At 63.1% G+C, this 24,919-nt stretch carries 24 protein-coding genes; 12 read left to right on the top strand and 12 right to left on the bottom strand.

All coding sequences use genetic code 11. The features are described 5' to 3' along the window. The first annotated feature begins 154 nt into the window (after positions 1-154). The 11 genes from rho to KVY02_RS15200 all read left to right on the top strand — a co-directional run bounded on the left by rho (position 155) and on the right by KVY02_RS15200 (position 8,728). The gene (gene rho / locus KVY02_RS15245) at positions 155-1,414 is read left to right on the top strand and encodes a transcription termination factor Rho (RefSeq protein ID WP_016915030.1); all 1,260 of its coding nucleotides are present in this window, start codon (positions 155-157) and stop codon (positions 1,412-1,414) included. 61 nt (positions 1,415-1,475) lie between these two features. Continuing rightward, positions 1,476-2,969 carry a 4-hydroxy-3-polyprenylbenzoate decarboxylase gene (ubiD, locus tag KVY02_RS15240; protein ID WP_218313859.1) on the top strand — a complete coding sequence of 498 codons (1,494 nt, stop codon included), beginning with the start codon at positions 1,476-1,478 and terminating at the stop codon, positions 2,967-2,969. A gap of 41 nt (positions 2,970-3,010) precedes the next feature. Beyond that, entirely contained in the window at positions 3,011-3,790 is a 780-nt protein-coding gene (locus tag KVY02_RS15235) for an FAD-binding oxidoreductase (protein WP_218313858.1), read from the top strand. A gap of 66 nt (positions 3,791-3,856) precedes the next feature. Beyond that, the gene (locus KVY02_RS18395; protein ID WP_016915027.1) at positions 3,857-3,985 is read left to right on the top strand and encodes a hypothetical protein; all 129 of its coding nucleotides are present in this window, start codon (positions 3,857-3,859) and stop codon (positions 3,983-3,985) included. A 47-nt stretch (positions 3,986-4,032) separates the two neighbouring features. Then, the gene (locus KVY02_RS15230; protein ID WP_218313857.1) at positions 4,033-4,281 is read left to right on the top strand and encodes a hypothetical protein; all 249 of its coding nucleotides are present in this window, start codon (positions 4,033-4,035) and stop codon (positions 4,279-4,281) included. A 339-nt stretch (positions 4,282-4,620) separates the two neighbouring features. Further along, positions 4,621-5,685 (top strand): 3-deoxy-7-phosphoheptulonate synthase, encoded by a 1,065-nt coding sequence (locus tag KVY02_RS15225; RefSeq protein WP_218313856.1) that lies wholly within the window; start codon positions 4,621-4,623, stop codon positions 5,683-5,685. Between the two features lie 63 nt (positions 5,686-5,748). Then, the gene (locus tag KVY02_RS15220) at positions 5,749-6,261 is read left to right on the top strand and encodes a DUF3087 family protein (RefSeq protein WP_096922089.1); all 513 of its coding nucleotides are present in this window, start codon (positions 5,749-5,751) and stop codon (positions 6,259-6,261) included. 14 nt (positions 6,262-6,275) lie between these two features. Continuing rightward, entirely contained in the window at positions 6,276-7,004 is a 729-nt protein-coding gene (locus KVY02_RS15215) for an MliC family protein (protein WP_218313855.1), read from the top strand. Between the two features lie 316 nt (positions 7,005-7,320). Beyond that, entirely contained in the window at positions 7,321-7,755 is a 435-nt protein-coding gene (locus KVY02_RS15210; protein WP_256357514.1) for a DUF411 domain-containing protein, read from the top strand. A gap of 55 nt (positions 7,756-7,810) precedes the next feature. Continuing rightward, positions 7,811-8,251, top strand: a complete 441-nt coding sequence (gene gloA, locus KVY02_RS15205; protein WP_096922092.1) for a lactoylglutathione lyase — start codon at positions 7,811-7,813, stop codon at positions 8,249-8,251. A gap of 48 nt (positions 8,252-8,299) precedes the next feature. Further along, positions 8,300-8,728, top strand: coding sequence for an META domain-containing protein (locus KVY02_RS15200; RefSeq protein ID WP_371317431.1), 429 nt, complete (start codon positions 8,300-8,302; stop codon positions 8,726-8,728). 17 nt (positions 8,729-8,745) lie between these two features. Here the strand turns inward: KVY02_RS15200 and KVY02_RS15195 are convergent, their stop codons facing one another. After that, positions 8,746-9,906, bottom strand: a complete 1,161-nt coding sequence (locus tag KVY02_RS15195) for an FAD-dependent oxidoreductase (protein WP_016915018.1) — start codon at positions 9,904-9,906, stop codon at positions 8,746-8,748. A 36-nt stretch (positions 9,907-9,942) separates the two neighbouring features. Next, positions 9,943-11,334, bottom strand: coding sequence for a GGDEF domain-containing protein (locus KVY02_RS15190; RefSeq protein WP_081136693.1), 1,392 nt, complete (start codon positions 11,332-11,334; stop codon positions 9,943-9,945). 150 nt (positions 11,335-11,484) lie between these two features. On the opposite strand from KVY02_RS15190, the gene KVY02_RS15185 reads away from it, so the two are divergent. After that, positions 11,485-11,865 (top strand): hypothetical protein, encoded by a 381-nt coding sequence (locus tag KVY02_RS15185; RefSeq protein ID WP_016915016.1) that lies wholly within the window; start codon positions 11,485-11,487, stop codon positions 11,863-11,865. A gap of 33 nt (positions 11,866-11,898) precedes the next feature. On the opposite strand, the gene KVY02_RS15180 is transcribed toward KVY02_RS15185, so the two are convergent. From KVY02_RS15180 to KVY02_RS15135, 10 genes are all read right to left on the bottom strand, one after another. Next, positions 11,899-14,037 (bottom strand): FAD-dependent oxidoreductase, encoded by a 2,139-nt coding sequence (locus tag KVY02_RS15180; RefSeq protein WP_016915015.1) that lies wholly within the window; start codon positions 14,035-14,037, stop codon positions 11,899-11,901. Positions 14,038-14,091: 54 nt separating this feature from the next. Further along, positions 14,092-14,718: a TIGR04282 family arsenosugar biosynthesis glycosyltransferase gene (locus KVY02_RS15175; RefSeq protein WP_016915014.1), complete on the bottom strand. Its 627-nt coding sequence runs from the start codon at positions 14,716-14,718 to the stop codon at positions 14,092-14,094. Then, positions 14,708-15,373 (bottom strand): TIGR04283 family arsenosugar biosynthesis glycosyltransferase, encoded by a 666-nt coding sequence (locus KVY02_RS15170; RefSeq protein ID WP_016915013.1) that lies wholly within the window; start codon positions 15,371-15,373, stop codon positions 14,708-14,710. The genes KVY02_RS15175 and KVY02_RS15170 overlap by 11 nt, the downstream gene beginning before the upstream one ends. 40 nt (positions 15,374-15,413) lie before the next feature. Then, complete coding sequence (locus KVY02_RS15165; protein WP_016915012.1) at positions 15,414-16,049, bottom strand: ATP-binding cassette domain-containing protein; 636 nt, start codon at positions 16,047-16,049, stop codon at positions 15,414-15,416. Then, positions 16,049-17,737: an ABC transporter permease gene (locus KVY02_RS15160; RefSeq protein ID WP_198517485.1), complete on the bottom strand. Its 1,689-nt coding sequence runs from the start codon at positions 17,735-17,737 to the stop codon at positions 16,049-16,051. Before KVY02_RS15160 ends, KVY02_RS15165 begins: the two co-directional genes overlap by 1 nt. 16 nt (positions 17,738-17,753) lie before the next feature. Beyond that, the gene (locus KVY02_RS15155) at positions 17,754-18,971 is read right to left on the bottom strand and encodes an ABC transporter substrate-binding protein (protein WP_081136691.1); all 1,218 of its coding nucleotides are present in this window, start codon (positions 18,969-18,971) and stop codon (positions 17,754-17,756) included. Between the two features lie 24 nt (positions 18,972-18,995). Then, a complete protein-coding gene (locus KVY02_RS15150; RefSeq protein ID WP_081136689.1) occupies positions 18,996-20,048 on the bottom strand; it encodes a phosphotransferase in 1,053 nt (350 codons plus the stop codon). A 128-nt stretch (positions 20,049-20,176) separates the two neighbouring features. Next, a complete protein-coding gene (locus tag KVY02_RS15145; protein WP_100731454.1) occupies positions 20,177-23,071 on the bottom strand; it encodes a valine--tRNA ligase in 2,895 nt (964 codons plus the stop codon). A gap of 119 nt (positions 23,072-23,190) precedes the next feature. After that, positions 23,191-24,369, bottom strand: coding sequence for an MFS transporter (locus KVY02_RS15140; RefSeq protein ID WP_081136685.1), 1,179 nt, complete (start codon positions 24,367-24,369; stop codon positions 23,191-23,193). Positions 24,370-24,448: 79 nt separating this feature from the next. Next, a complete protein-coding gene (locus KVY02_RS15135; RefSeq protein ID WP_081136683.1) occupies positions 24,449-24,880 on the bottom strand; it encodes a DNA polymerase III subunit chi in 432 nt (143 codons plus the stop codon). Positions 24,881-24,919: the final 39 nt, after the last annotated feature.

Genomic DNA, 24,919 nt, shown 5'->3' with positions numbered 1-24,919 from the left:
CCGACGCGACTGCCCATACTTATCAATCGAGCGTGTGCCTGGATGGAGTCTGAACGCATCACTCGGCGCTTTGCCCTAATGACTTAGGCCTCGCCTCCTGTCTTATTCCCGGCGCTCGTCGCCCAGCTTTCATGAGCAATTTTCTAACACACCGATGAATCTCACTGAACTCAAGCAAAAAACCGTTCCCGAGCTGCTCGATATTGCCCGCGAGATGGGTATCGACAACCTCGCCCGTTCGCGCAAGCAGGACATCATTTTCGCCATCCTCAAGAAACACGCCAAAAGTGGCGAGGACATCTATGGCGACGGTGTGCTGGAAATTCTTCAGGACGGCTTTGGCTTCCTGCGTAGCGCGGATAGCTCGTACCTCGCCGGACCGGACGACATCTACGTCTCGCCTTCACAGATTCGTCGTTTCAATCTGCGCAAGGGCGACTCCATTTCTGGCAAGATCCGTCCGCCGAAAGAGGGTGAGCGTTACTTTGCCCTGTTGAAGGTGAGTCAGATCAACTTTGACCGCCCGGAAAACGCCAAGCACAAGATTCTCTTCGAGAACCTGACGCCGCTGTTTCCCACCGAGCGTCTGCGTATGGAGATCGGCAACGGCTCCACGGAAGACCTCACCGCACGTATCATCGACCTGACCGCGCCCATCGGCAAAGGGCAGCGTGGTTTGCTGGTGTCGCCCCCCAAGGCGGGTAAGACACTGATGCTGCAGAACATCGCCACGTCCATCACGCGTAACAACCCCGAGTGTCATCTGATCGTCCTGCTGATCGATGAGCGCCCGGAGGAAGTCACCGAGATGTCGCGCACCGTGCGTGGCGAAGTCGTGGCCTCGACGTTCGATGAGCCGCCGGCGCGTCACGTTCAGGTCGCCGAAATGGTCATCGAGAAGGCCAAACGGCTGGTCGAGCACAAGAAGGACGTGGTGATTCTGCTCGACTCCATCACCCGTCTGGCGCGGGCCTACAACACCGTGGTGCCCAGCTCTGGCAAGGTACTGACCGGTGGTGTCGATGCCCACGCGCTGGAGAAGCCCAAGCGGTTCTTTGGTGCGGCGCGTAACATCGAAGAGGGCGGCAGCCTGACGATCATCGCCACGGCGCTGGTCGACACCGGCTCCAAGATGGACGAAGTCATCTTCGAAGAGTTCAAGGGTACCGGCAACATGGAAGCCCACCTGGACCGCAAGCTGGCCGAAAAGCGCGTCTTCCCGGCCATCAACATTCGTCGCAGCGGCACGCGTCGCGAAGACCTGCTGGCGTCGGAAGACGAAATGCAGCGCATGTGGATTCTGCGCAAGCTGCTCAACCCGATGGAAGATACGGCCGCGACCGAGTTCCTGATCGACCGTCTGAAAGATACCAAGACGAATCTGGAATTCTTCGAGGCAATGAAGCGCCGTTAAGGCGCTGCATGGTGGCGCCACCCGCTACGCGGCGACCGATATCCGGGTTGAGGAGAGGACCTTGAAGTACAACGACTTGCGCGATTTCATAGCAGCGCTGGAAGCTCAAGGTGAGCTCAAGCGCATTACCGCCGAAGTTGACCCCTACCTTGAAATTACCGAAATCTGTGACCGTACGCTGCGTGCTGGTGGCCCGGCACTGCTGTTCGAAAATGTCAAAGGTCACGACATGCCCCTGTTGGGCAACCTGTTTGGTACGCCCAAGCGTGTTGCGCTGGGCATGGGGCAGGAGTCGGTAGAAGCCCTGCGGGAAGTCGGCAAACTGCTGGCGTTTCTGAAGGAGCCTGACCCGCCCAAAGGGCTGAAGGACGCCTGGGAGAAGCTGCCGATCTTCAAGCAGGTGCTCAGCATGGGGCCGAAGAACGTCAAGCGCGCTCCGGTCCAGGAAGTGGTCTATGAAGGTGACGACGTAGACCTGGACCGCCTGCCCATTCAGCACTGCTGGCCGGGTGATGCAGCGCCGCTGGTGACCTGGCCGCTGGTGATCACCAAAGGGCCGCACAAGAAACGTCAGAACCTGGGGATCTACCGCCAGCAAAAGATCGGCAAGAATCGGCTGATCATGCGTTGGCTCTCCCATCGTGGGGGCGCGCTGGACTTTCTGGAATTCCAGAAGGCCCATCCTGGCGAGCCCTTCCCCGTGGCCGTGGCCCTGGGGGCAGACCCTGCCACGATCCTCGGGGCGGTCACCCCGGTGCCCGATTCGCTCTCGGAGTACGCGTTTGCCGGGCTGCTGCGCGGGTCGCGCACCGAGCTGGTCAGGTGCGGCCATGCCGAGCTGGACGTGCCTGCCTCCGCTGAAATCATGCTGGAAGGGTTTATCTACCCCGACGACATGGCCCCGGAAGGCCCCTTCGGCGACCACACCGGCTACTACAACGAAGTAGACCGGTTCCCGGTGTTTACCGTGACGCGCATGACCATGCGCCGCGACGCAATTTACCACTCCACGTACACGGGGCGACCGCCCGATGAGCCCGCCATTCTAGGCGTGGCGCTCAACGAGGTGTTCGTGCCGATCCTGTGCAAGCAGTTCCCCGAAATCGTCGATTTCTACCTGCCGCCGGAAGGCTGCTCCTACCGCATGGCGGTGGTCACCATGAAGAAGCAGTATCCGGGCCATGCCAAGCGGGTGATGATGGGGGTATGGAGCTTTTTGCGTCAGTTCATGTACACCAAATTCGTGATCGTGCTGGACGACGATGTGGATGCTCGTAACTGGGAAGACGTCATGTGGGCAATCACCACCCGCATGGACCCGGCCCGGGACACGGTGATGGTCGAGAACACCCCCATCGACTACCTGGACTTTGCCTCGCCGGTTTCCGGGCTGGGCTCCAAGATGGGCCTGGACGCCACCAACAAGTGGCCCGGGGAAACCGACCGAGAGTGGGGAACGCCCATCGTGATGGACGATGCCATCAAGACCCGCGTCGACCAGCGTTGGGAAGAGCTGGGTATCGATATTCCCCTGCCCGCACCGCGACACGGCTAGTGCTGCCGTGGGACTGAACGATTTGCCAAAAAGAGGCTTTCATGAGCGTTAATACGTCAACGTGTAAAACGCTGACCTGCCAGGTGACCGCCGTTGAAGATCTCACTCCCGATGTCTTCAGGGTGGTGATTGCCGGACGCGCAGAGGCAATGCAGCATGCGCCCGGCCAGTACCTGGAACTCAAGCTGGACGACGATACCTGGGTGCCTTTCTCGATCGCCAGCGCCGACCGCGGCGACGGCAGCCTGGAACTGCAGATCCAGCACTGGCCCGAGCGCGAGAACTCCCGCCGCTTACGCCAGTTGCTACAGGTGGCCAACCAGCTGACCGTACGCCTGCCCAAGGGTGTCTGTGTGCTGGATGGGCAGAGTGAACGCCCCCTGCTGTTGATCGCCGCAGGAACCGGGTTCGCGCAGATGAAAGCCATCGTTGAGGCGACCCTGCGTGACCAGCCACAGCGGCCGATATCGCTGTGGTGGGCAAACCGCGAGCACCGCGACCTGTATGCCGAAGATCTGGCATGCCAGTGGGCTCAGCAGGCCGAGCAGCTGACGTTCCATGCGGTGACCGAATTTCCGCTGACCGAACCTCTCGCTGCTGGCGAGCGTATTCACCACCACCAGGGGCGGATAGACCTGGTGCTGGAGAGCCAATTGGTGAAGGCGCTGGAAAAAACGCTGGACACGCCGGAAGGCTGTGATATTTACCTCTCTGGTTCGCCGGGCATGGTGTACGCCTGCGTCGATGTGCTGGAGCGGCTGGGCGCGAGCAGTGAGCGTATGTTCTCGGATGTGTTTGCCTACGCTCCACGCCCTCACTAGAATAATTCACCGACGTAAGCAATAGAGCGGCAAGAGCCGCCTGTAGACCCTTGACGAGGAGGCTATATGGCCCATCATGATGAAGACTTCAAAGATGAATCCGGACTGTTGCCTATCGTGCTGGGCATCGTCGTGCTGGTCAGCATGAGTGCGCTGCCCGCCACCATCGGCTGGATTCAGGCCTTCAGTAACTGAGGCTGTTGCTGGCCTGGCGGGCAGGCCAGCCCCTTGAACGGAAAATCTTGCATGAAGAACCTCGAATGGCGGGTTGCCATTTGGCGTTTTGGCAGGCAGGATTAAGCAGTATCGTCGTTATGACTTTTCATGAGGAAGCCGCCATGCATCATGCTGCGTGTTCAGACCGCCGCCAGCGCCAACCGGAAACGGTGGCGAGCGCGTGGGCGAATACGTCGCTGAGCGTCGCGTCTTTCCAGCCCGTTTATTATGCAGCGTATTGGTTTAGCCAGGGTGTGCCGCTGGCCGACGCCTGATGTCGGGCCGGCAGGCACACCGCACAGGTGACCTGCCGCATGCAAAAAAGCCTCGGTGGGTTACCCCCCGAGGCTTTTTTCGTTTTACGCTGCGGTCAGCCAGGCTGGCCTGAACGGGCCACGGGTTTTCATTCAATGCAACACAGGAGCTGCACCATGTCTTACCGCAACCGCGCAATCGTTAGCCCCTAGGCCTTCCGTCATATCGGTTATGGCTATGGCTGGCGATTTAGTGACGCGCGGTCGGTGCAAGCTGCCACCTCCGATCGTGCTTGCCTGGGTGGCAAGGAAGGATTGCGATGTTTAGCGCTGTGTCCCACGATCTCGGAGAGTTGAGCCATGAATGCCCCTATTGCCCCCCAATGCACGCCCCTGGCAGACGACCACGTCTCCTTGTCCTCCACACCCTTGCCGTTGCCCGCTGAGCTGCGCCAGCGTATTGCCATCAGTGCCCCCTTGGTTGCACAGATTGCCGAGCAGCAGCGTGCAGTGCAGCGTATTTTGAATGGCCAGGATGACCGCCTACTGGTGGTGGTCGGGCCTTGCTCCATTCACGACCCGGATGCCGCACTGGAGTATGCCGACCGCCTGGCGGCGCTCAGCGACGACATTGGCCAGCATATCCTGCCGGTCATGCGTGTCTACGTGGAGAAGCCGCGTACCACGGTGGGCTGGAAGGGGCTGGCCTACGACCCGCACCTGGATGGCAGCGGCGACATGCCTCATGGAATTGCCCTGTCGCGGGAGTTGATGCATGCGGTGGCCTCGCGCGGCTTGCCGGTGGCGACCGAGCTGTTGCAGCCCATGCTGGCGCCTTACCTGGATGACCTGCTGAGCTGGGTGGCGATTGGCGCGCGGACCACGGAGTCCCAGCTGCACCGGGAGCTGGCCAGTGACCTGACCGCCGCGGTAGGCTTCAAGAACGCCACCAGTGGTGATGTGCAGGTGGCCATCGACGCCATGCAGGCTGCGGCGCACGCCCATCAGCGGTTTGCCATGGACCGCCAGGGCCGCCCCATCATGCAGGAAACCGCCGGTAACCCGCACACCCATGTGGTGTTGCGCGGCGGGCACGGCGAGCCCAATTACCAGGCCCACCACGTGCAGGCGGCCATCGATACGCTGCAACGTGCGGGGCAGAACCCGCGCCTGATGGTGGACTGCAGCCATGCCAACGCTCGCAAGGATCATCGTCGGCAAAGCGAGGTCATGCGGGAGGTGCTGGCGCAGCGCCAGGCAGGCGAGGCCCGCCTGGTCGCGCTGATGCTGGAGAGCCATCTGTTCGAAGGCAAGCAGCCGCTGAGCCCGGGCCAACTGCGCTATGGCGTCTCGGTCACCGATGCCTGCGTGGGTTGGGAGACCACCGAGCGGCTGCTGAAGAGCGCCGCCGAACAGCTGGCCTGAGCGCGTTGACTGACCTGGTCAGCCCCGTATCATAAGAGGTTCCTTTCGATAACGAGGTTGGCCATGGCCTTTACCCTTGAGCACCACGATCCAGATACCTATCGGCGCAAGGCGCGCATCATCAGCATCATCATGGCAGGGCAGCTGGTGGTGTTCGGCCTGCTGTTCTCTATGCTGCTGACCGCGACTTTCGGCAGCAGCTTCTGGCTGAATGCCCTCGGGGTGCTGCTGGGTCTGCTGGCGACCAGCGCCATGTTTGCGGCCCTGCGTGAGCGGCCCTGGATGGTGGAGATGCGCTATGTCTGGCAGCTCAAGCATCACCTGTCGCGCATCAGCAGCTATCTGCAGCCGCTGCGTCGTGGGGTAGAAGAGGACAATCGCCTGGCGCTGGATATCCTGGCCTTTTATCACCAGGGCATGTCGCAACTGGCCGAGCTGAACGGCCGCACCACCGATGACGATGCCGAACGGCTGGCCGAAAAGATGCAGGTCAAGGTCCGGCGCGAAGCGCTCGGTTTGCCCGCAGAGGTAACGTCTTTCGATCCGCACGATCTCAGCGCCTTCAAACCGTCATAACGGGAACCTGACTCATGATCGCCAAGCCCATTACCTTTCGTCCGCTGTTGGCCATGGCCTCGGTGACCCTGCTGGCAGGCTGTGCCAGCACCCCACCTGTGGCGGAAACCCCCACCCGCACCACGGTGCATAGCACCGCGCCCTTGCTGCCTTCTGCGCTGTTTCCTGGCAGTGCGGAGCAGTTCCAGGCCTGGCATTGCCAGCCGGCTCATCAGGATCTGGTCACCGCCTTGAATGGCGACGAATTGCGTTTGTGGTCGCTGCACGGTGCCTGGCGTTTGCCGCAGGCCGTGGTGGCCAGTGGTGCGCGTTATCAGGATGGCGAGATCAGCTTCTGGAACCGTGGCGAGCAGGCCCAGGTAGAGACGCCGCGGGGCCAGTTGCAGTGCCAGCAGGGGTTGGCACGCGCTGCGGCCACCCGTGCGGCACATCCGGGCGTTATGTTCCTGGCGCGAGGCAACGAGCCCGGCTGGAGTATCGAGCTGGCCCATGACGCACCGGTCATGACCTGGACCACGCAGTACGGCAATGAAACGACCACGCTGCCTTATATGGTCAGCGTCATGGATAACGCCGCGGGTCGTGTGGTGATCGAAAACGCCGATGCCGAGTCGTTTTTCCGGGTAAGGATCGAATCAGGGGCCTGTTTTGACGACATGAAAGGCCAGCCGTACCCTGCCCGTGTCACGGTCAGTATCGGCGGCGAACAGTACAAGGGGTGTGGCCAGGGCATTGCGCCCTGACCACAACTCTGAACTTCCCTTTATGCGGGGTCAGCAGCGATAAAGAAACGGCTCGGTGCGCCATTGAGGGTCGACGAAGTCAGTGGCGCAGAGTGCCGAAATATCGCCCCCTGCCCGTGACGCCAAGCGCGCCAGGGTTTCCAGCTCCAGCCCGCGAGGGGCGCTGACCTGCTCGCTGCTCTCCAGCGGTACCCAGCGCCGCCTGTGTAATCGAATCCACTGATGCCTCCCGGGGTCGTCCCGTCTATCGCGTGATGGTGTTAGTATTATATGGATCTTTAGTGATGGTGATGAAATGTCGAAAAAGTGTCTAATAATGCCGCTGTCGATGATAGCAGGACTAGCGGTATCGTTGTCGTCTGCACAGGCCGCTCCCGTGATCGAGGTACACAGTGACCCCCACTGCGGCTGTTGCAGTGACTGGGTAAGCCACCTGGAAGAGGCTGGCTTCGAGGTCGACCACCACCGCCATGATGGGGTGCGCGCCATCAAGATAGAGCATGGCGTTACCCCTGAGCTGGCGTCCTGTCATACGGCGCTGGTAGAGGGCTATGTCATCGAGGGCCACGTGCCAGCGGCTGACATTCAGCGCCTGCTGGAGGAACGCCCGGCCATTGCTGGCCTGGCCGTACCCGGAATGCCGCATGGTTCACCGGGCATGGAAACCGGCAGGGTAGACGACTACGCGGTGCTCGGATTCACCCACGATGCGCGTCCGCCTGCTATCTTTAGCGAGTATCTTCAACCATAGCAAAGGGTTAGCGCTGACCCACAGGTGCTGCACTTGACCAGAGAGAGACGACTCAATGCAATTTCTACATACCATGGTGCGCGTCCATGACCTGGACGCCTCGCTGCACTTCTACTGCGACCTGCTAGGCCTCAAGGAAGTACGCCGTAAAGAGAATGAGAAAGGGCGTTTTACGCTGATATTCCTGGTTGCGCCGGACGATGAAGCTCGCTCGGAGCGCCTGACGGCACCCGAGCTGGAACTGACCTACAACTGGGATCCCGAGGAGTACACCGGCGGGCGCAATTTCGGTCACCTGGCTTACCGTGTCGAGAACATCTACGACCTGTGCCAGAAGCTACAGGACAATGGCGTCACCATCAATCGTCCGCCTCGGGACGGCTATATGGCGTTCGTGAAGTCGCCGGATGGCATCTCCATCGAACTGCTGCAAAAAGGCGATGCCCTGGCACCGCAAGAGCCCTGGGCATCCATGGAAAACAGCGGCAGCTGGTGAATGAGCAGGAGCACACGCAAGGTGAAAGCACACTATCGTAATACGTTGATGGGGCTGAGTCTGGCGCTACTGGTGGCGGCCTGTGGTAGCTCACCGCAGCAGGAGCGAGTGGATGCGCCCCCCCGTGGTGAACTGTCGGGGCCGGTCGTCGAGCAGCGCTGGAACCTGCTGCTGGTGGGGACCGATGAGCGTTTGTCGATGCCCAGTACGCCATTTTTCCGCATTGGGCGCGATGGCAAGGTGAGTGGTTCGGATGGCTGCAACCAGTTTACCGGCACCGTTAGTCTGGGGGAGAGTCAGCGCATCGAGTTCAGCGAGTTGGCATCCACCCGCATGGCCTGCCCGAACATGGAAGATGCCAAGCGGGTCACGGACATGCTGGATACCGCCTACCGCTACCTGATCGACCATGATCGGCTGGTGTTCTTCGGCCCGGATAGCCGGGTGCTGGGCGGCTGGCGCAAAGCCAACGGCTAGCAGCGGCAGGAACGGTTTTAATGTGTGAAAGGCGGATTGAAGCGGGCAACGAAGCGCGCATCGATCCGCTTTTTCCATTCCCATACCCAGCGGCCTGAAAAACCGATGGCGCCTCGACTGGCAATGGCGCGACCGTCCCCTGTGCCAATCAGTGCCAGCACTCGCCTGGGGGGCTCCCAGGTGGCCAGCGGGGCGCCGTAGCAGGCGGCTCGCAGGTTGTCGGCCAACACGGGCCCCATACGCACTGCGTACACGCCGGCCTTGGGCAGTGGCGGCGTGTGCTGGCCGAAAGCTGCACAGTCTCCCGCCGCAAATATCCCCGAGTGGCCTGTGACTTCGAGGGTCGTGTTCACGCTGATGAACCCCCGTTCGTTGCGTGGCAGCGCGGTTTTCTCGAGCCAAGGCTGGCCCACGGCGCCGGTGGCCCAGAGCACGATGTCGGCGTCGATACGCTGGCCTGCTTGCGTATGCACGCCGCCCGCCACTAATGCACTGCCCCGTAATCCCGCGTGTACGGCAATATCGGCCCGTTGAAGTGCGCGCAGTACCAGCCTGCGCGGTAGCCAGCCAGCGCCAGGCAGCAGCGAGGGGGACGCGCTGATGATGGCGCCTTTCCATGCCACGTCGGGACGCCGTTGGCGCAGCTGTGCCAGTACGCTCATCAGGGTTTCACAGCCCGCCGCACCGCCCCCCACGCTCACCACGTTCTGCCGTGTGCCGGGAGGCAACTGGTCGATATCCTCCAACAGCGCCTGCCAGCGATGGTGCAGAGAACCGAGTGGCCGCATGGCCAGCAGGGCGGGCTGCGTGCGCTCAGCGTTTTCGGCGTGCTGAGGCGGCTGGAGAGTTGCGCCCACGTTGAGCGAGGCCACGTCGAAGGCCACCACATGGCCGTCCTGCAGAGTGACCTGGCGTTTCGTGGGGCACAGGGCCACGGCCGGTGAGGTGATGAGACGAGCCCCCGCCCGCTGGCAGAGCGCGGCGATGTCCAGCTGGGTGTCGCGCAGCGTGCACTCCCCCGCAAGCCAGGCAGGCACGCCACCGGAATAGGCGGCCAGTGGACTATCGCTGACCACCGTGAGCGATATCGTCGGGTCCGGGCGCTGGGCAAACGCTTCCAGCACGAAGGCGTGGGCGTGGCCTGCGCCGACCAGCAATAGCCGCTTGGGTGGGGGCATCGGGGATACTCTTGTGTCGAAGGCTGCAGGGCAGCGTCAAGGGCAAAGAACGCACCGGTTCTTGCCAGCCTGCTTGGCAAGATAGAGGCCCTGGTCGGCGCGTTCAAGCCATTGCCGAGGCGATTCATGGGCGTGTAGCAGCGTGGCTCCCATACTGATCGAGACCGGCGCCGCCACGGCGAAGCGGACGTTTGCGACGGCTAGCCGTACGCGGTTGGCAAACTGCAAGGTGCCCTCATGGTCGAGCTCCCTGGCCAGAATCATGAACTCTTCGCCGCCCCAGCGGCCAAGGTGGTCTCCTTGGCGCAAGACTCTCTCTACCACGCCGACCAGATCGCGCAACACATCATCGCCTACCGCATGCCCATGAGTGTCATTGATGCGCTTGAAATCGTCGATGTCGAACAGAATGAGCGCCATGGTGGTGTGGGTCGGGTCGATACTGTCGAGCACCAGTTCGGTATAGTAACGGTTCCAGCACTGGGTAAGGGCGTCCTTGTGCGCCAGGGTTTCCAGCCATTGATTCGTGGCGACGAGCTGCTGGTTGAGATTGGCGATTTCGATGGCCGTGATGACCGAGGTCAAGTCATCGGCCAGCTCGGCAAGGCTGTTGATCTCGGATGCGAGCCAGTAGCCGACAGGAGTATGCGGGCAGCTCAGTTCGGGCAGCAGTGGCACGGCGTGACGACGACGAAACAGCATCAGCCACGCTGGCTGTGCGTCAGCAACATGAACACTGACGGCAATCCCGCCCGCGCACTCGCCATCAAGCTCGATGGCCTCCGTGTCGTCCAGCGGTGCTGCCAGGGACGTGATGGCCGCTAGAAGCTGGCGCTCAGGGGGGCACTGGCCAAAGCAGGCCAGCTCTTCCTGATAATAGAGCGCTATGCCGACCGCTTGAAAGATGCGACACCAGCTTTGTCCGTGACGTTGAACGAGATGCTCGATACTGCATGTGTGCTGCATGTCTTTGAGAATGGAGCGTCTTCGCCGCCTCAGGCGTATACGCCTCTCCGTTGCATTGGCGGCCTTCAAAAGACGCAGGCGCTGGCTGGCAAGGTCGATGAAGAGCGTCAGCCACTGGGTTTGCTCATGAGTATCCGGCGTTGGATAAGCCACATAGCCCCAAATGCCGAACTCGCCTTGGATGTCGCGATAGTCCAGCCCGAGCGTGGACAAAGAGGCGAGCGAGGTGATGAGCCGCAGCGCATGGGGGGCTGCCTGTTGGCCAGCAGGCGAAAGATAGTAGGTCAGGTGCAGGGCTTTGGCGTCGTGAAGACGGTACAGGGCGATGGGCTGCTGACGGTTGATATGGTACAGCGTGCTGGCCAGCCCCTTCAGCAGCGTATCCGGGTCGGGTGCCGAACCAAGGGTCGATAACGCCCGGTGCAGATAACTCGGTTCGGGAAGATAAGGCGTCTGGCTCATCCTGGCAGACTCCTGGCGCGCTAGCGGCCGTCTTGCGTGTGCACGGTTTAGTTTAATTCGGAATTGAAGTAATGATTCAATCAGAAGGTTAACCGTTATTCAACTCTTATTGAAGAATCACTTCACATTGGCGGCATGAATGAAAAAAGCATGTTTGCCGAGCGTTTGATAGCCGCCATGCAAGCGGCAGGGTACGAAGCCCGACCCTCCGTTCTGGAGCGTGAATTCAATCTGCGCTATTGGGGAAAACCCATCACCTTCCAGGCGGTCAGGCGCTGGTTGCGGGGAGACTCGTTTCCAAGCCAGGAAAAGCTGCTGGTTCTGGCCCAGTGGTTGTCCGTCTCTCCGCACTATTTGCGTTACGGCGCGGCTGAGGTGGTGGGTGTCAAGGAGCCTGCCGCCGCCTGGCAGGTATCCCCCGATGCCGATGAACTGAGGCTGTTGGCCCTGTATCGCCAGTTACCCCAGGCACAGCGGAAACTGGTGCGCGACATCATGGAAAACTTCGTAAACGACCCACAACCCCCCTGATCCATCGCACCCAAGCGCCCCTGCCCGCGGTGGTCATTCGCCACGGCGCCAGTGAAAGTAGCGGTTCAACCAGGCCAGCACACGCTCGGGTTTGTGCGCGTTCTTCCATACGCCTGCGGTGGCCTTGGCCGCTTCGCCCAGGGTGGGGTAGGGGTGAATGGTGCCGAGCAGCTTGTTCAGCCCCAACCCGTGTTTCATGGCCAGGGTGAATTCGCCCAGCCACTCGCCAGCGTTTTCCGCCACGATGGTGGCGCCCAGAATCTTGTCCTTGCCGGGCACGGTCAGCACCTTGATGAAGCCGTCGGTGGCACCTTCGGCAATGGCGCGGTCGCTGTCGCGCATGGCGTAGCGGGTCACTTCGTAGGCAATGCCTTTGGCGGTGGCCTCTTTTTCATTCAGCCCCACCCGCGCCACCTCCGGCTGTACGTAGGTCACGGCGGGCATGAAACGGTAATCCACGGCGAAGCTTTTCAGCTCGCCAAACAGGGCGTTGACGGCGGCGTGCCAGGCCTGATGCGCCGCCGCATGGGTCAGCTGATAGGGGCCTGCCAGATCACCGCAGGCCCAGATGTTGGGCACCCGGGTTTGCAGCCGCTCATTGAGGGCCAGGGTGCCGACCTGGGTCGTACTGATGCCCAGTGTTTCCAGCCCCAGGCCTTCCACGTTGGCCTGACGCCCCGCGCTGACCAGCAAATAATCGAACGCCAGCGTCAAGCGTTCCCCCTGGTGCTCGATGACGAGCTGGTGTGCACCGTCTGCCTGGCTGACTTCCAGCGCAGTGGCGCCCGTCATCACCGTCACGCCTTCCCCGGAGAGCGTGCCTGCCACATGCTCGCCTACCTCGCTATCTTCACGGCCCAACAGCTGGGGCGCACCTTCAACCAGGGTGACCTGACTGCCCAGCCGAGCAAAGCTTTGGCTGAGTTCGCAGCCAATGGCGCCGCCGCCCAGCACCACCAGGCGCTTGGGCAGCTCGGTGAGCGACCACAGGTTTTCCGAGGTGAGCAGTGGCGCGTGCTCGATGCCGGGCAGCGGCGGCACCCGTGGGCGAGCCCCCGTGGCCAGCACGATATGGCGCGCGGTGAGCGTGGTATTCCCCACGCGAACTTGCCAGGGCGTGACGAGCTGGGCGTGGTCCTGATACACCGTGACCCCCAGCCCGGTATAGCGCTCGACGCTGTCGTGGGGCTCGATGTCGGCAATGGCTTGATGGACATGGCCCATCACTTTGGCAAAGTCCACCTCGGGGGCACTGGCGCTGACGCCAAACCGATGGGCGGTGCGAATCTCGTGGGCCGCCCGTGCCGCCCGTATCAACGCTTTGGAAGGCACGCAGCCGGTATTCAGGCAGTCGCCGCCCATCTTGTGCTTTTCAACGAGGGCTACCTTGGCGTTGACGGCGCTGGCGATGTAGCTGGTGACCAGCCCCGCCGAGCCACCGCCGATCACCACGATGTCGTAATCGAAGCGTGCAGGCCGGGTAAAGTCCTGGTAAACCTTGCGTGTTTGCACGGCGGCGGCAATACGCCGGGCCAGCCAAGGAAACACCGCCAGCAGTGCAAACGAAGCCAGCAGCCCCGGCGAGACGATCCCCCCCAGGCTCTCCAGCTCACCCAGCTGGCCGCCCGCGTTGACGTAGACGGCCGTGCCCGGCAGCATGCCCAGCTGGCTCACCCAGTAAAACGTGGTGAGCTTGATCCGCGTGAGTCCCATGACCAGATTGATCATGAAAAACGGGAAGATCGGCACCAGGCGCAGCGTGAACAGATAGAACGCGCCGTCCTTCTCCACGCCCCGGTTGACCGTCTCGAACTGGCGGGGAAAGCGCTTTTCAATCGGCCCACGAAACAAGAAGCGCGAGAGCAGGAACGCCAGGGTGGCCCCCAGGGTGCTGGCAAAGGAGATGATCAGCAGCCCCCAGCCCAGGCCAAACAGTGCCCCGCCCAGTAGCGTCAACAAGGCCGCACCGGGCAAGGAGAGCGCCGTCATCACCACATACACCGCGAAGAACAGACCCGCCACTTGCCAGGGAGACTGCTGGAACGCGGCCTGAAACTGGCTGCGGTAGGCCTGCAAGGTCTCTAGGGTAAAGAAGGTGTGGGCGCCACTGACGTAAAAGCCCAGTATGGCCAACAGCAGCAGGGTGATGAGCAGCAGGCGCTGACGATTCATGGCAGGCTCCGGGAGAGGAAGAGGTGATGGTCAGTGACGATACGCGAGAATGCCTTACACACTCGCTTGATGAAGTTGTTGCCAGCGAAACCAGTCTTCGGGGCGGTCGATGTCCCACATGGTGTCGGGGTAGGCGGCCTCCAGGCCCAACGCGGCAAGGCGTTCGCGGGTTACGCTCAGCACCTGCTCGGAGCCCCAGGGAATCGCCGTGAACAGCTCGGGGTAGTCCTGGTGGCTGCCAATCAGCCCGTAGCCGCCATCTTCGGCGGGCAAAATGACCACATCAAAGGTGGCCAGGGCTGCTCGGCAGCGTCGCAGCATGGCCACGCTGATGCTGGGACAGTCGGTGCCCATGACCATGGCCGGGTAGCCTGACGTGTGATTCAGTGCCCGGCGAACGCGCATGCCCACGTCGCCAGGCTGCTGGGCCGCCAGGGCAATGCCATGCTGCGCCTGCAGCTCCAGAAACAGCGGGTGATTATGCTCCAGCGAGGTCCAGAGCGTGACCTGGCTCGCCCCCAGGGCCTCGCAGGCCGTGGCCACACAGTGGCGCACCATGGTGGCATGAGCATCGGCGGCCCCCTGAGGGCCCAGAGCAGGGATTAGCCGGGTCTTGGCATGGCCGGGCAGTGGGGCCTTGGCCAACAGATGCAAGTGGGCAGACAGTGAGTCAACGGGCATCACGGTACTCCTTGGCCAGTTGCGTGGCACTGACGCCACGCCAGTAGCGGTAGCGCAGCCGCCACATCAGGCAGATGGTTGTCCAGGCGCCCTGCTGGTCCCAGCGCCTGCCCGAGCTTACCACTTTATGGGGCAGACAGGCGGGCGGTGAGTACGCCTTCAGGCGCTTGCTGAGTTCGATATCTTCCATCAGCGGCTGGTCGGGAAAGCCGCCCAGCGCAAAAAACGTCTCACGACGCACGAACAGCCCCTGGTCGCCGGTGGCGATGCCGCTGAGCCGAGAGCGTCGGTTCATCAGCGCGGCGACGAGCGGCAGCCAGCGGCTTTGCCCTGCCAGACGAATGTCAAAGCGCCCCCAGTGGCGGTGCAGCAGCGCCTGGCAAAGCGCATCGATGGCCCGGGTTTCATGGCCCCAGGGCAGGTGGGTATCGGCGTGCAGGAACAGTAGCAGGGGCGCTCGCGCCTGCCGGGCGCCCAGGTTCATCTGCCGCGCTCTGCCCGGCGGGCTTTCGAGCACCGCGTCGGCCAGCGGGGTGGCGAGTGCCACGCTGGCGTCGCGACTGCCGCCATCCACCACCAGCACTTCGACGCCTTGCGAGCGTAGCGGTTGCAGGCGCATCAGCGTGGCGTGAATGCTCACCGCTTCATTAAGCATCGGGATGATGAGCGTCACCCTGGGAAGCCCGGGGCCGTGGTCAGTCGAGGACAAGCACGTCGCCTCCCGCTGCCGAGGCGTCGGCCTCGTCGTGGGTGACCAGCAGGGTTGGTAGCCCGGCGTCGCGGAGCTGCCCGAACACCAGCGCACGCATTTCCTGGCGCAGCGCCGTGTCCAGTTTGGAAAACGGCTCGTCCAGCAATACGGCCCGGGGCTGGGAGAGCAGCAAGCGCATCAGCGCGACCCGGGCTTGCTGCCCGCCGGAAAGGGTGGTCGGGTCACGCGCTTCGTAACCGGCCAGCCCGACCTGAGCCAGCGCATGGGCCACCTGTGCCTGGGGTTGCGGGCTGCGCTTGGGCAGGCCAAAGCGCAGGTTGCCCGCCACGCTAAGGTGGGGGAACAGCAGCGGGTCCTGAAACAGCAGGCCGATGCCACGCCGCTCTGCTGGCAGGGGGGAGAGCTCGCGCTCGCCCAGCCATAGACGGCCTTCGGCACGAAAGGGGGCGGCGAGAAAACCGGCCAGCAAGGCCAGCAGGGTCGATTTGCCCGAGCCGGAAGGCCCCATGACGGTCAGCACGTCGCCGGGGGCGATGGTGGCTTCGATGTGGAGCAGTTCGCGCTCAGCCAGGAAAATGCGCACCTGCTCCAGGGTCAGGGCATGTCGAGCTGTGTTCATTACCGGGCTCCTTCGTTGGATGAGACGCTGCGGGGCGCTCCCAGCCAGCGGGGGATCGCCAGCGCCAGCATGAAACCCGCCAGCGGCAGAACGGCCTGCACCAGCGCCCAGACGCCAATCAAACGGCGATTGCCGCCGGATGCGAGGGCGACCGCCTCAGTGGTCACGGTGGAAACCCTGCCCGCCCCCAGCAGCTGCGTGGGCAGGTACTGGCTGATGCTCACGGCCAACCCGACGGCCAGCGACGTCAGCAGCGGGGCGAGCAGCAGCGGCAACCGCACCCGCCAAAACGCGAGGTTGGGCGTGACGCCCAGCGACTGTGCCATGTGAATCCAGCGCGGGTCGAGCTGGCGATAGGCTTCCGCCAACGACAGGTAAAGATAGGGCAGCACGAACAGCAAATGGCCCGCCATCACCAATGCCAGCTGCGGGCGAATCCCGAGGCTTTCCGCCGCTACGATCAAGCCAAACAGAAACGCAATCTGCGGCACCAGTAACGGCAAGTACAGCAGCCACAGGGCACGGGAAGGACGAATCTGCTGGCGCTGCTCATGCTCCAGCGCCGCCACCACCAATAGCGCCGCCACCCCCGTGGAGACCACCGCAATGGCCAGGGTCGTCCGCAGGGGACCTGCGAGCTGAGGGGCGCTGCGCTGCCAGTGGTCCAGGGTCAACACTTGCGGAAACAGCTCAGGAAAGCGCCAGAAACCGGCCACCGAAAACAGCGCCAGCCCCGCCAGGGCCGCCAGGGCGGCGACGGTTACCAGGGTCAGGCCGCCTCGGCCCGCAATCTTCACTGCCGTGGCGCCGCGCTGGCGGCTGCCGTTGACGAGCCAGCCCCGGCTTGACCAGCGCACACCCTGCTCCATGAGCCACCAAAGCAGCAGGGCCAGCACCGTGACCCCCAGTTGCAGCACGGCCGCGGCAGAGGCCATCAGGCGGCGGGTGATGTCCGGGTCGTTGAGCCAGCCCAGAATCGACACGCTGAGGGTCGGCGGCAGGCGCGGGCCCAGAATCAGCGCCATATCCACTACCGAGGTAGCGTAGGCGATCACCGCGTAGACCGGCAGCCGAATCAGCGGGTAGAGCGAGGGCAGCACCACCTTCAGCCAGCCGATTACCGGGGTATAGCCCAGCGACCGGGCAAGCCGAAGCCGCTTTTCGGGCTGCAGCTGGGGCAGCGCTGCCAGGCTCATCAGTAGTAGGAAGGGCGCTTCCTTGAGCACCAGGCCAAGGGTCAAGGCCACCCCCCAGGGGTCATTGACCACTAGCGCGTCAGGCGGGCTCTCCCAGCCGGTCAGCCAGGGCGAAAAGAGCCGCGCCGTCAGGCCGGACGGGGCGATCAGGAAGGCAAAACCAAAGGCCACCGCCGCATGGGGAATCGACAGCAGTGGCGACACACACCGTCGCAGGCTGCGGTCCAGCCAGGTGCCCTGGCTGGCGGCCAGAAACAGCACCACCACCAGCAGCGCCAGGGCAGTGCTGGCCAGGCCGCTGAACAGGCTGACCAGCACCGAGCGGCCCAGCCCCGGCTGGGCCATTAGCTGCTGCCAGGGGGCGAGGCTCAGCTGCTCGCGACCAATGACCGGCAGATAGCCAAAGGCGGGCAGCACCACCATGGCCAGCCCTGCCGTCACCGGCAGGACCAGCAGCGCCACGAGGGTAATGGGCGCCAGCCGCAGCATCATGAACGAAAGGCCATGCTTAGTTGACGCCGTAGCGCTCGAGCCAGGCGGCTTGCAGGGCGGTCATCCAACTGGGGTGGGGCTCGGCGAGGGTATTGGAGAGAGCGTCGGCAGGCAGGGCCGAAGGATGGTGGTCGCCCTCCTCGAACAGCGCCTGTTGCGCATCGCTGAGCTGGTCGATGGCCAGCACGCTGCGGTCGCCCCACATGCTCAGCGACTGCTTCTGCGCTTGCGCCTCCGGCGAGAGCAGGAAGTTGGCCAACGCCATGGCGCCCGCCTTGTGGGGCGAGTTATAGGGAATCGCTACAAAGTGGACGTTGCCCAGGGTGCCCCCTTTCAGCACATAACTGCGCACGCTGTCCGGCAACTCGTACTCCATCACGGCCACGGCGGCATCGGTGGGGTAGAAGGAGAAGGCCAGGCTGATCTCGCCATCGCTCATCAGCGTGCGCAGATTGGGGCCGGATGCAGGGAAGCTGCGGCCGCTGCGCCACAGGTGGGGGTGCAGCGCATCCAGGTAGGCCCACAGCGGAGCCGTGATGGCCTCGAAATCCGCGTCTTCGACAGGCTGATAGAGCGCCTCGTCTTGTTCCGTCAGTTCGATCAGCGCCTGCTTCAGGAAGGTACTGCCGGTGAAATCGGGGATGCGCGGGTAGCTGAACTGACCGGGATTCTGCTGCGCCCAATCCAGCAAAGCTTCGATGCTCTGGGGAGGCGTGTCGATGTGGGCGCTGTCGTAGAAGAAGGTGATTTGCGCCTTGCCCCAGGGGGATTCATAGCCTTCGGTGGGCAGCGTGAAGTCCGTCACTACCTCGGGGTTGTCGTCGGGGTGGGTGAGGGCGAAATGGGGCAGCGAGTCGGCAAAAGGGCCGAACAGCAGGTCCTGGGCGCGCATGGCGGCAAAGTTCTCACCGTTGATCCAGATCAGGTCGATACTGCCATCGTCGTGATTCCCCGCCTGCTTTTCTCCCAGCACCCGAGCCACGGCGCTGCTGGTGTCATCGAGCTTGACGTGCTCGACGCGCACGCCGTAAGTGGTGCGCATCTGCCCGGCGACCCAGTCGATGTAGCGATTGGTGCGGTCATCGCCACCCCAGGCGTTCCAGTACACGGTCTGGCCTTCGGCATCGGCCAGGACGCTTTCCCACTCCTGTTGGTCGGGCTGTGCGACCACCGGCGTTGTCAGGGTCGCTAAAGCAAGCGCCACGGCGGTGGCTAAAGCAGAGCGTGATTTCATCGAATGCCTCGTAACGTCAGTCGGTTATAGCGCGGTTTGTAAACATTGAAGCTCACCATGCACGTGGTCAATGATCGCGGGCGACAAATAGTGCTCTACCCTGTCGCGGACATGGGTGATGACGGCGTCGTTGGTCAGCTCTGCCGACCAGTCTTCGCCCTGGCGCTGTTCATCCTGGCGTTGCAGATGCTGAGCGCGCCACTTGGCACACCAGGTGAGCGACCAGAGCCAGGTGGCGCGTCGACAGGCCATCAGCGTCTCGACATTCGGCAGGGTTTGCCCCTGCGTTGACATCTGCGTCTGCCAGCGGCGGTAGAAAGCGACCACCTCGTCCAGGCTGAGCACCGCTTGGCTATTCAGGTCCCAGGTCGTCGAGGTGTAGAGCGACGTGTGCGCCAGGTCGATGCCCGGCAGGCCATAGCGGCATTTTTCCAGATCGACCAGGATCGCGCGCCCGGTATCCGTGACCAGGAAGTTGCCGGGATGGGTATCAAAACTGATCAGGGTCGGTGAGGCATTGGGCAGCGTGCGGGGCAGTAAATCCAGCTCCTGCTGAATGCGCTGGCCAATCCCGGCGGGTAGCTGTGCTTTCGCCAACCAGCTCGCCTGTTGATGCACTTCCGCTACCATGGCCTGCCAGGGGTCGGCAGGGGCCAGTAGCGGTGCCCGAGCGGTCGTGCATGGCAGGGGTTGGCAGTGCAGGCTGGCAAGGGCATCGGCGATGGACGATAAATCTCCGGGCAGTTCTGCCAAACGCCCGTGAATCGCATCGACCAGCAGCGCCCCCCGCGGTAGCTCTGGGGTGGCGGGGAGCACATGGTGTAAGCACGGCGTATGTCCGCCCTGGCTAGCACGCGCATAGCAGGCGGCCTGGTAGTCCAGGTTGGCCTGCGGTGGCAGGTTCATCTGGCTCTGCTTGGGCAGCCTGGCGACCCAGTCTTCCCGCTGGCGGTGAATCCAGACATGGTCGTGGGCCAGGCCGGTGTCAGCCATGGGGGAGAGCGACCGATAGTCGATCCCCTCGCGCTGCAAGGTGGCTGCCAGCGCCTGCAGGCGTGCCGCTGAAAGAGTGGACATCGTGATTGTTCCGCGCAATGAAAGCCGTGGTGGCGCTGATGGGAGAGGGGCTCACCAGGGTGCCAAGTGGTTGCCAGATACTGTAACAAAAACGGCACCCCGGAGGGTGCCGCTGCGTCGCTGTCGCCTTACATGGCCGCAATCTTGGCCTGCTGCTCTTCCAGCAGCTGCCGGGTGGCCTGGAATTCGGCGAGCTTTGCCCGCTCCTTTTCCACCACCGCCACGGGGGCCTTGGCAATGAAGCCATCGTTGCCCAGCTTCTTCTCGATGCCGCCAATCAGCTTGTCCTGCTTGTCGATCTCCTTGGCAAGGCGGGCAAGCTCGGCGTCCTTGTCGATCAGGTCGGCCATGGGCACCAGCACTTCCATATCACCGACGAGCTGGGTAGCCGAGAGCGGCGCTTCATCCGGGTTGGCCAGCCACGTGACGCTTTCCAGTTTGGCCAGCTTGGCCAGGAAACGACGGTTCTGGTCCAGGCGTTCGGCGTCTTCCGGCTGGCCCTTGGTCAGCAGCACGTCCAGCGGCTTGCCGGGGGCAATGTTCATTTCGGCGCGGATGTTGCGCACCGCGATGATCACGCCCTTCAGCCACTCGATATCCCGAGTGGCCTGCTCGTCAATCTTGCTCTCGTCGGCTTCTGGCCAGGCCTGGTGCATGATGGACGCGCCCTCGCCCACATAGGTGCCCGCCAGAGGGGCGACCCGCTGCCAGATCTCTTCCGAGATGTAAGGCATCATCGGGTGGGCCAGGCGCAGGATGGTTTCGAGCACCCGCACCAGGGTGCGGCGCGTGCCACGCTTACGCTTCACTAGCGCTGCCGCTTCCGACGTCCTGTCTCCCGCGGCATTGGTACTTCCCTGTACGTCATCTTCCCACAGCACCGGCTTGGAAAGCTCGAGATACCAATCGCAATACTCGTTCCAGACGAACTCGTAAAGCGCCTGGGAGGCGTGGTCGAAGCGGTACTCGTCCATCGCCTTGGTGACCTGCGCTTCGGTTTTCTGCAGCTGGGAAATGATCCAGCGGTCAGCCAGCGAGAGCTCCACTTCCTCACCCTGGTTGCCGCAGTCTTCGCCTTCGGCGTTCATCAGCACGTAGCGCGAGGCGTTCCACAGCTTGTTGCAGAAGTTGCGGTAGCCATCCAGGCGGTTCATGTCGAACTTGATATCGCGCCCGGTAGTGGCCTGTGAAAGGAAGGTAAAGCGCAGCGCATCGGTGCCGTGGGGCTCGATGCCGTCTTTAAATTCCTCTTTGGTGGCTTTGGCAATCGCCTTGGCTTTCTGGGGCTGCATCATGTTGCCGGTGCGTTTTTCCAGCAGCGCCTCCAGGGTGATGCCGTCGATCAGGTCGATGGGGTCGAGCACGTTGCCCTTGGACTTGGACATCTTCTGGCCCTGGCCGTCGCGCACCAGGCCGTGGACGTAGACGGTCTTGAAGGGGACTTCGCCGGTGAATTTCAGCGTCATCATGATCATCCGGGCGACCCAGAAGAAGATGATGTCGAAACCGGTGACCAGCACGCTGGAGGGGTGGAAGGTGTCCAGCTCCGGGGTTTTTTCCGGCCAGCCCAGGGTGGCGAAAGTCCACAGGCCCGAGCTGAACCAGGTGTCCAGCACGTCTTCGTCCTGGGTCAGTACGACGTCAGCGCCGAGGCCATGCTTCTCGCGGGCTTCCTCTTCAGTTCGAGCCACGTACACATTGCCGTCGGCGTCGTACCAGGCAGGAATGCGGTGGCCCCACCACAGCTGGCGGGAGATACACCAGTCCTGCAGGTCGCGCATCCAGGCGAAATACATGTTTTCGTAGTTTTTGGGCACGAATTGGATGTCGCCATTCTCTACCGCCGCGATGGCGGGCTTGGCCAGGCTTTCCACCGCCACGAACCACTGGTCGGTGAGCAGCGGCTCGATGACATCGCCGGAGCGGTCGCCGTAGGGCAGCGTGTTATTGACGCTTTCCACTTGCTCCAGCAGGCCGAGCGCGTCCATGTCCGCAACGATCTGCTTGCGTGCCTCGAAACGGTCCAGGCCCGCGTACTTGGCCGGCAGGCTGGCATCTTCATCGGGCTGCGGTTGACCTTTCAGGTCGAAGATTTCCGCCTGCTCCAGAATGGCGGCATCCTTGGTGAAGACGTTGATCAGTAGGTGGTTCTGGCGCTTGCCGACTTCGTAGTCGTTGAAGTCGTGGGCCGGGGTGATCTTCACGCAGCCAGAGCCCTTCTCCATGTCGGCGTGCTCGTCGGCCACGATGGGAATGCGGCGGCCCACCAGCGGCAGTTCGATGAACTTGCCGACCAGCGATGCATAGCGCGGGTCTTCCGGGTTCACGGCCACGCCGGTGTCGCCCAGCAGGGTTTCCGGGCGGGTAGTGGCGACCACCACGTAATCCTTGCCGTCGTCGGTTTTGACGCCATCGGCCAGCGGGTAGCGGAAGTGCCAGAAGCTGCCCTGCTGCTCCTTGTTTTCGACTTCCAGGTCGGAAATGGCGGTGTGCAGGGTGGGGTCCCAGTTCACCAGCCGCTTGCCGCGATAGATCAGGCCCTCTTCATGCAGGCGCACGAAGACTTCCTGAACCGCCTTGTAGAAGCCATCGTCCATGGTGAAGCGCTCACGGCTCCAGTCAACGCTGGCGCCCATGCGGCGCAGCTGGCGGGTAATGTGGCCGCCAGACTCCTCCTTCCACTCCCACACCTTGTCGATGAAGGCATCCCGGCCAAGGTCATGGCGGGTCTTGCCTTCTTCTACGGCAATCTTGCGCTCCACCAGCATCTGCGTGGCGATACCCGCGTGGTCGGTGCCTACCTGCCACAGGGTGTTGTTGCCCTGCATTCGTTTCCAGCGCGTCAGGGTATCCATGATGGTGTCCTGGAACGCATGGCCCATGTGCAGGCTGCCGGTAACGTTGGGCGGCGGAATCATGATCGAGAAGGGTTGGCCATGACCCGATGGCGCGAAGCGATTGTCGGCTTCCCAGCGCTCGTACCAGCGGGTTTCGATCTGTTCGGGTTGGTAGGTCTTATCCATGGAGTCACTCACAGCAGAGACGCCCCGCCTAGCGAGGTATCGAATTCATAGGTCAAGGATGCAAAATGGCGACAAGTATAGCGCGACTCGCCTGGGGGCGTCAGGGGTGTATTGACGGATCAAGAATGCGTCCTTAAACCCCGCATGGTCAACAGGCCAACCACGGGGCCGGGCAGTAGCCACCAGGTCACCCAGGGCCCCTGGCTTTCCCATAGCGACGTTACCAGCGCGATGGATGGGATGGTCAGCGCAAAGCCGATGGCATTCATCATGGCCAGGGCGGCACCCAGCCGCTCGGGGGGCGCGCTGGCCGATGCCAGGGCCGAAAACTGCGCCGAATCGGCAATCACGCTGATGCCCCAGAGCGCCAGCAGGGCCAGCAGGAACCCTGGCGAAAGGCCCGCCAGCAGCGGGTATAGAAGGCATAGGGTGCCGGATACCGCCAGCGCTACGAAGGCCACCTTTGCGCTGCCTATGCGACGGCTCCAGCGGCCTGCCAGCACACACCCGGGCAGGCCCAGCGCGATCACGGCAAAGCTGAGCCACGGCTGAAGGCTGGCGGCGGCGCTGAGCCGTTCCAGCTCTCTGGCCACCAGCAAGGGGACCAGCGCCCACAGGGCGTAGAGTTCCCAGCAGTGGCCAAAATAGCCCAGCGAGGCGGCGCGGAAAGCTTTCTGTTTGAAGGCGGCAAGCCCTGCCCAAGGGCGGCCTGCCGAGGCCTTGGCAGGCAGGTGGGGCCCTGTGCCCAGCCGCAGAATCAGCAGCGCGGCCAGCAGCGCCAGCACCGAGGAGAGCAGCAGCGGCCACTGCCAGGGCAAATGCAGCGTGACGCCCCGCAGCAGGTGCGGCGAGGCAATGCCGAGGGTCAGCATGCCGACCAGCCACCCCAGTGCCGAGCCTGCATGGCGGGGTGTCCAGCTGACCACCAGCTTCATGCCCAGCGGGTAGATGCCTGCCAGGCAAAGCCCCACCATGAAACGTACCATGGCTGCCAGCGAGAGGCTCTCCACCACGCCAATGAAGGCGGCATTGAGCACGGCGCCCAGCACGGCCGAGACGGCAAACAGCTGGCTGGCCCGTACGCGGTCCGCCAGGCCCGTGGTGGCGATGGCCAGCGTGCCGGTAATGAAGCCCGCTTGAACGGCCATGGTCAGCAGCCCCAGGTCGCGCTCGCTGAGTCCCGCCGCTTCCTGCAGCGCCAGGCCAACGCCGTTGATGCTGAACCACAGCGAGGTGCCAAAGAGCTGAGCAATGACAATGACGGCAAGCGGCCAGCGGGCCAGGACAGTTGACGGCATGGGGTGTCCTATCCTTGGAGTTGTTGTTATTGAATGATGATGGGAGGACGGCAGGGGGTGAGTTGCTCGGAGCGCCTCCTCAGCCTAACTTGTGCGGCACCACCTCGTGCCCCAGCGCCTTGTAGCGCTGCCAGCAGGCGCGCTTGGCCAGCAACACCTGCTGGTGCTGGTTGATGATTTCCGCGACTCGGGCGTAGTGCTCGAAACCCTCGGGGATCTCAGGGTGCAGATTAAGTAGCGCGGTCGCTTCCGTGGGCACCGGCAACCGCTGCCAGCCCAGCGTGATGGGCACGCTGGCCGCCAGCTCGCTGTCTTCCAGCGCATGGGGCAGGTAGGCGTCGTCGCGAAAGTGCCACAGGGCGTCGTCGGCCTGCTCGGCCAGCGCCTTGTCTTCGCAGTGCAGGTGCAGGCGGTAGCCTTTGCGATGGATGGTCTCTGCCAGTTTACAGGCGAACTGCAGGCGGGCGTCGAGGGTGGTGTCGGGAAGAATATAGAAATCGATACGCGCCATCGGATGGCTCCAGCAGTCTGGCGGTGCTCCCCCCGGCCA

The sequence above is a fragment of the Halomonas sp. 18071143 genome, from assembly GCF_019211725.1.
GTDB lineage: Bacteria > Pseudomonadota > Gammaproteobacteria > Pseudomonadales > Halomonadaceae > Vreelandella > Vreelandella stevensii.
Note: the sequence above shows the minus strand (reverse complement) of the source record. Positions and strands in the feature narration are given on the sequence as shown.

What these genes read in the sequence shown, in the direction of transcription:
- rho (WP_016915030.1), top strand. Translation starts at nt 155, where the DNA reads ATGAATCTCACTGAACTCAAGCAAAAAACCGTTCCCGAGCTGCTCGAT.
- KVY02_RS15235 (WP_218313858.1), top strand. Translation starts at nt 3,011, where the DNA reads ATGAGCGTTAATACGTCAACGTGTAAAACGCTGACCTGCCAGGTGACC.
- KVY02_RS18395 (WP_016915027.1), top strand. Translation starts at nt 3,857, where the DNA reads ATGGCCCATCATGATGAAGACTTCAAAGATGAATCCGGACTGTTGCCT.
- KVY02_RS15225 (WP_218313856.1), top strand. Translation starts at nt 4,621, where the DNA reads ATGAATGCCCCTATTGCCCCCCAATGCACGCCCCTGGCAGACGACCAC.
- KVY02_RS15220 (WP_096922089.1), top strand. Translation starts at nt 5,749, where the DNA reads ATGGCCTTTACCCTTGAGCACCACGATCCAGATACCTATCGGCGCAAG.
- KVY02_RS15215 (WP_218313855.1), top strand. Translation starts at nt 6,276, where the DNA reads ATGATCGCCAAGCCCATTACCTTTCGTCCGCTGTTGGCCATGGCCTCG.
- KVY02_RS15210 (WP_256357514.1), top strand. Translation starts at nt 7,321, where the DNA reads ATGCCGCTGTCGATGATAGCAGGACTAGCGGTATCGTTGTCGTCTGCA.
- gloA (WP_096922092.1), top strand. Translation starts at nt 7,811, where the DNA reads ATGCAATTTCTACATACCATGGTGCGCGTCCATGACCTGGACGCCTCG.
- KVY02_RS15200 (WP_371317431.1), top strand. Translation starts at nt 8,300, where the DNA reads ATGGGGCTGAGTCTGGCGCTACTGGTGGCGGCCTGTGGTAGCTCACCG.
- KVY02_RS15195 (WP_016915018.1), bottom strand. Translation starts at nt 9,906, where the DNA reads ATGCCCCCACCCAAGCGGCTATTGCTGGTCGGCGCAGGCCACGCCCAC.
- KVY02_RS15190 (WP_081136693.1), bottom strand. Translation starts at nt 11,334, where the DNA reads ATGAGCCAGACGCCTTATCTTCCCGAACCGAGTTATCTGCACCGGGCG.
- KVY02_RS15185 (WP_016915016.1), top strand. Translation starts at nt 11,485, where the DNA reads ATGTTTGCCGAGCGTTTGATAGCCGCCATGCAAGCGGCAGGGTACGAA.
- KVY02_RS15180 (WP_016915015.1), bottom strand. Translation starts at nt 14,037, where the DNA reads ATGAATCGTCAGCGCCTGCTGCTCATCACCCTGCTGCTGTTGGCCATA.
- KVY02_RS15175 (WP_016915014.1), bottom strand. Translation starts at nt 14,718, where the DNA reads ATGCCCGTTGACTCACTGTCTGCCCACTTGCATCTGTTGGCCAAGGCC.
- KVY02_RS15170 (WP_016915013.1), bottom strand. Translation starts at nt 15,373, where the DNA reads ATGCTTAATGAAGCGGTGAGCATTCACGCCACGCTGATGCGCCTGCAA.
- KVY02_RS15165 (WP_016915012.1), bottom strand. Translation starts at nt 16,049, where the DNA reads ATGAACACAGCTCGACATGCCCTGACCCTGGAGCAGGTGCGCATTTTC.
- KVY02_RS15160 (WP_198517485.1), bottom strand. Translation starts at nt 17,737, where the DNA reads ATGATGCTGCGGCTGGCGCCCATTACCCTCGTGGCGCTGCTGGTCCTG.
- KVY02_RS15155 (WP_081136691.1), bottom strand. Translation starts at nt 18,971, where the DNA reads ATGAAATCACGCTCTGCTTTAGCCACCGCCGTGGCGCTTGCTTTAGCG.
- KVY02_RS15150 (WP_081136689.1), bottom strand. Translation starts at nt 20,048, where the DNA reads ATGTCCACTCTTTCAGCGGCACGCCTGCAGGCGCTGGCAGCCACCTTG.
- KVY02_RS15145 (WP_100731454.1), bottom strand. Translation starts at nt 23,071, where the DNA reads ATGGATAAGACCTACCAACCCGAACAGATCGAAACCCGCTGGTACGAG.
- KVY02_RS15140 (WP_081136685.1), bottom strand. Translation starts at nt 24,369, where the DNA reads ATGCCGTCAACTGTCCTGGCCCGCTGGCCGCTTGCCGTCATTGTCATT.
- KVY02_RS15135 (WP_081136683.1), bottom strand. Translation starts at nt 24,880, where the DNA reads ATGGCGCGTATCGATTTCTATATTCTTCCCGACACCACCCTCGACGCC.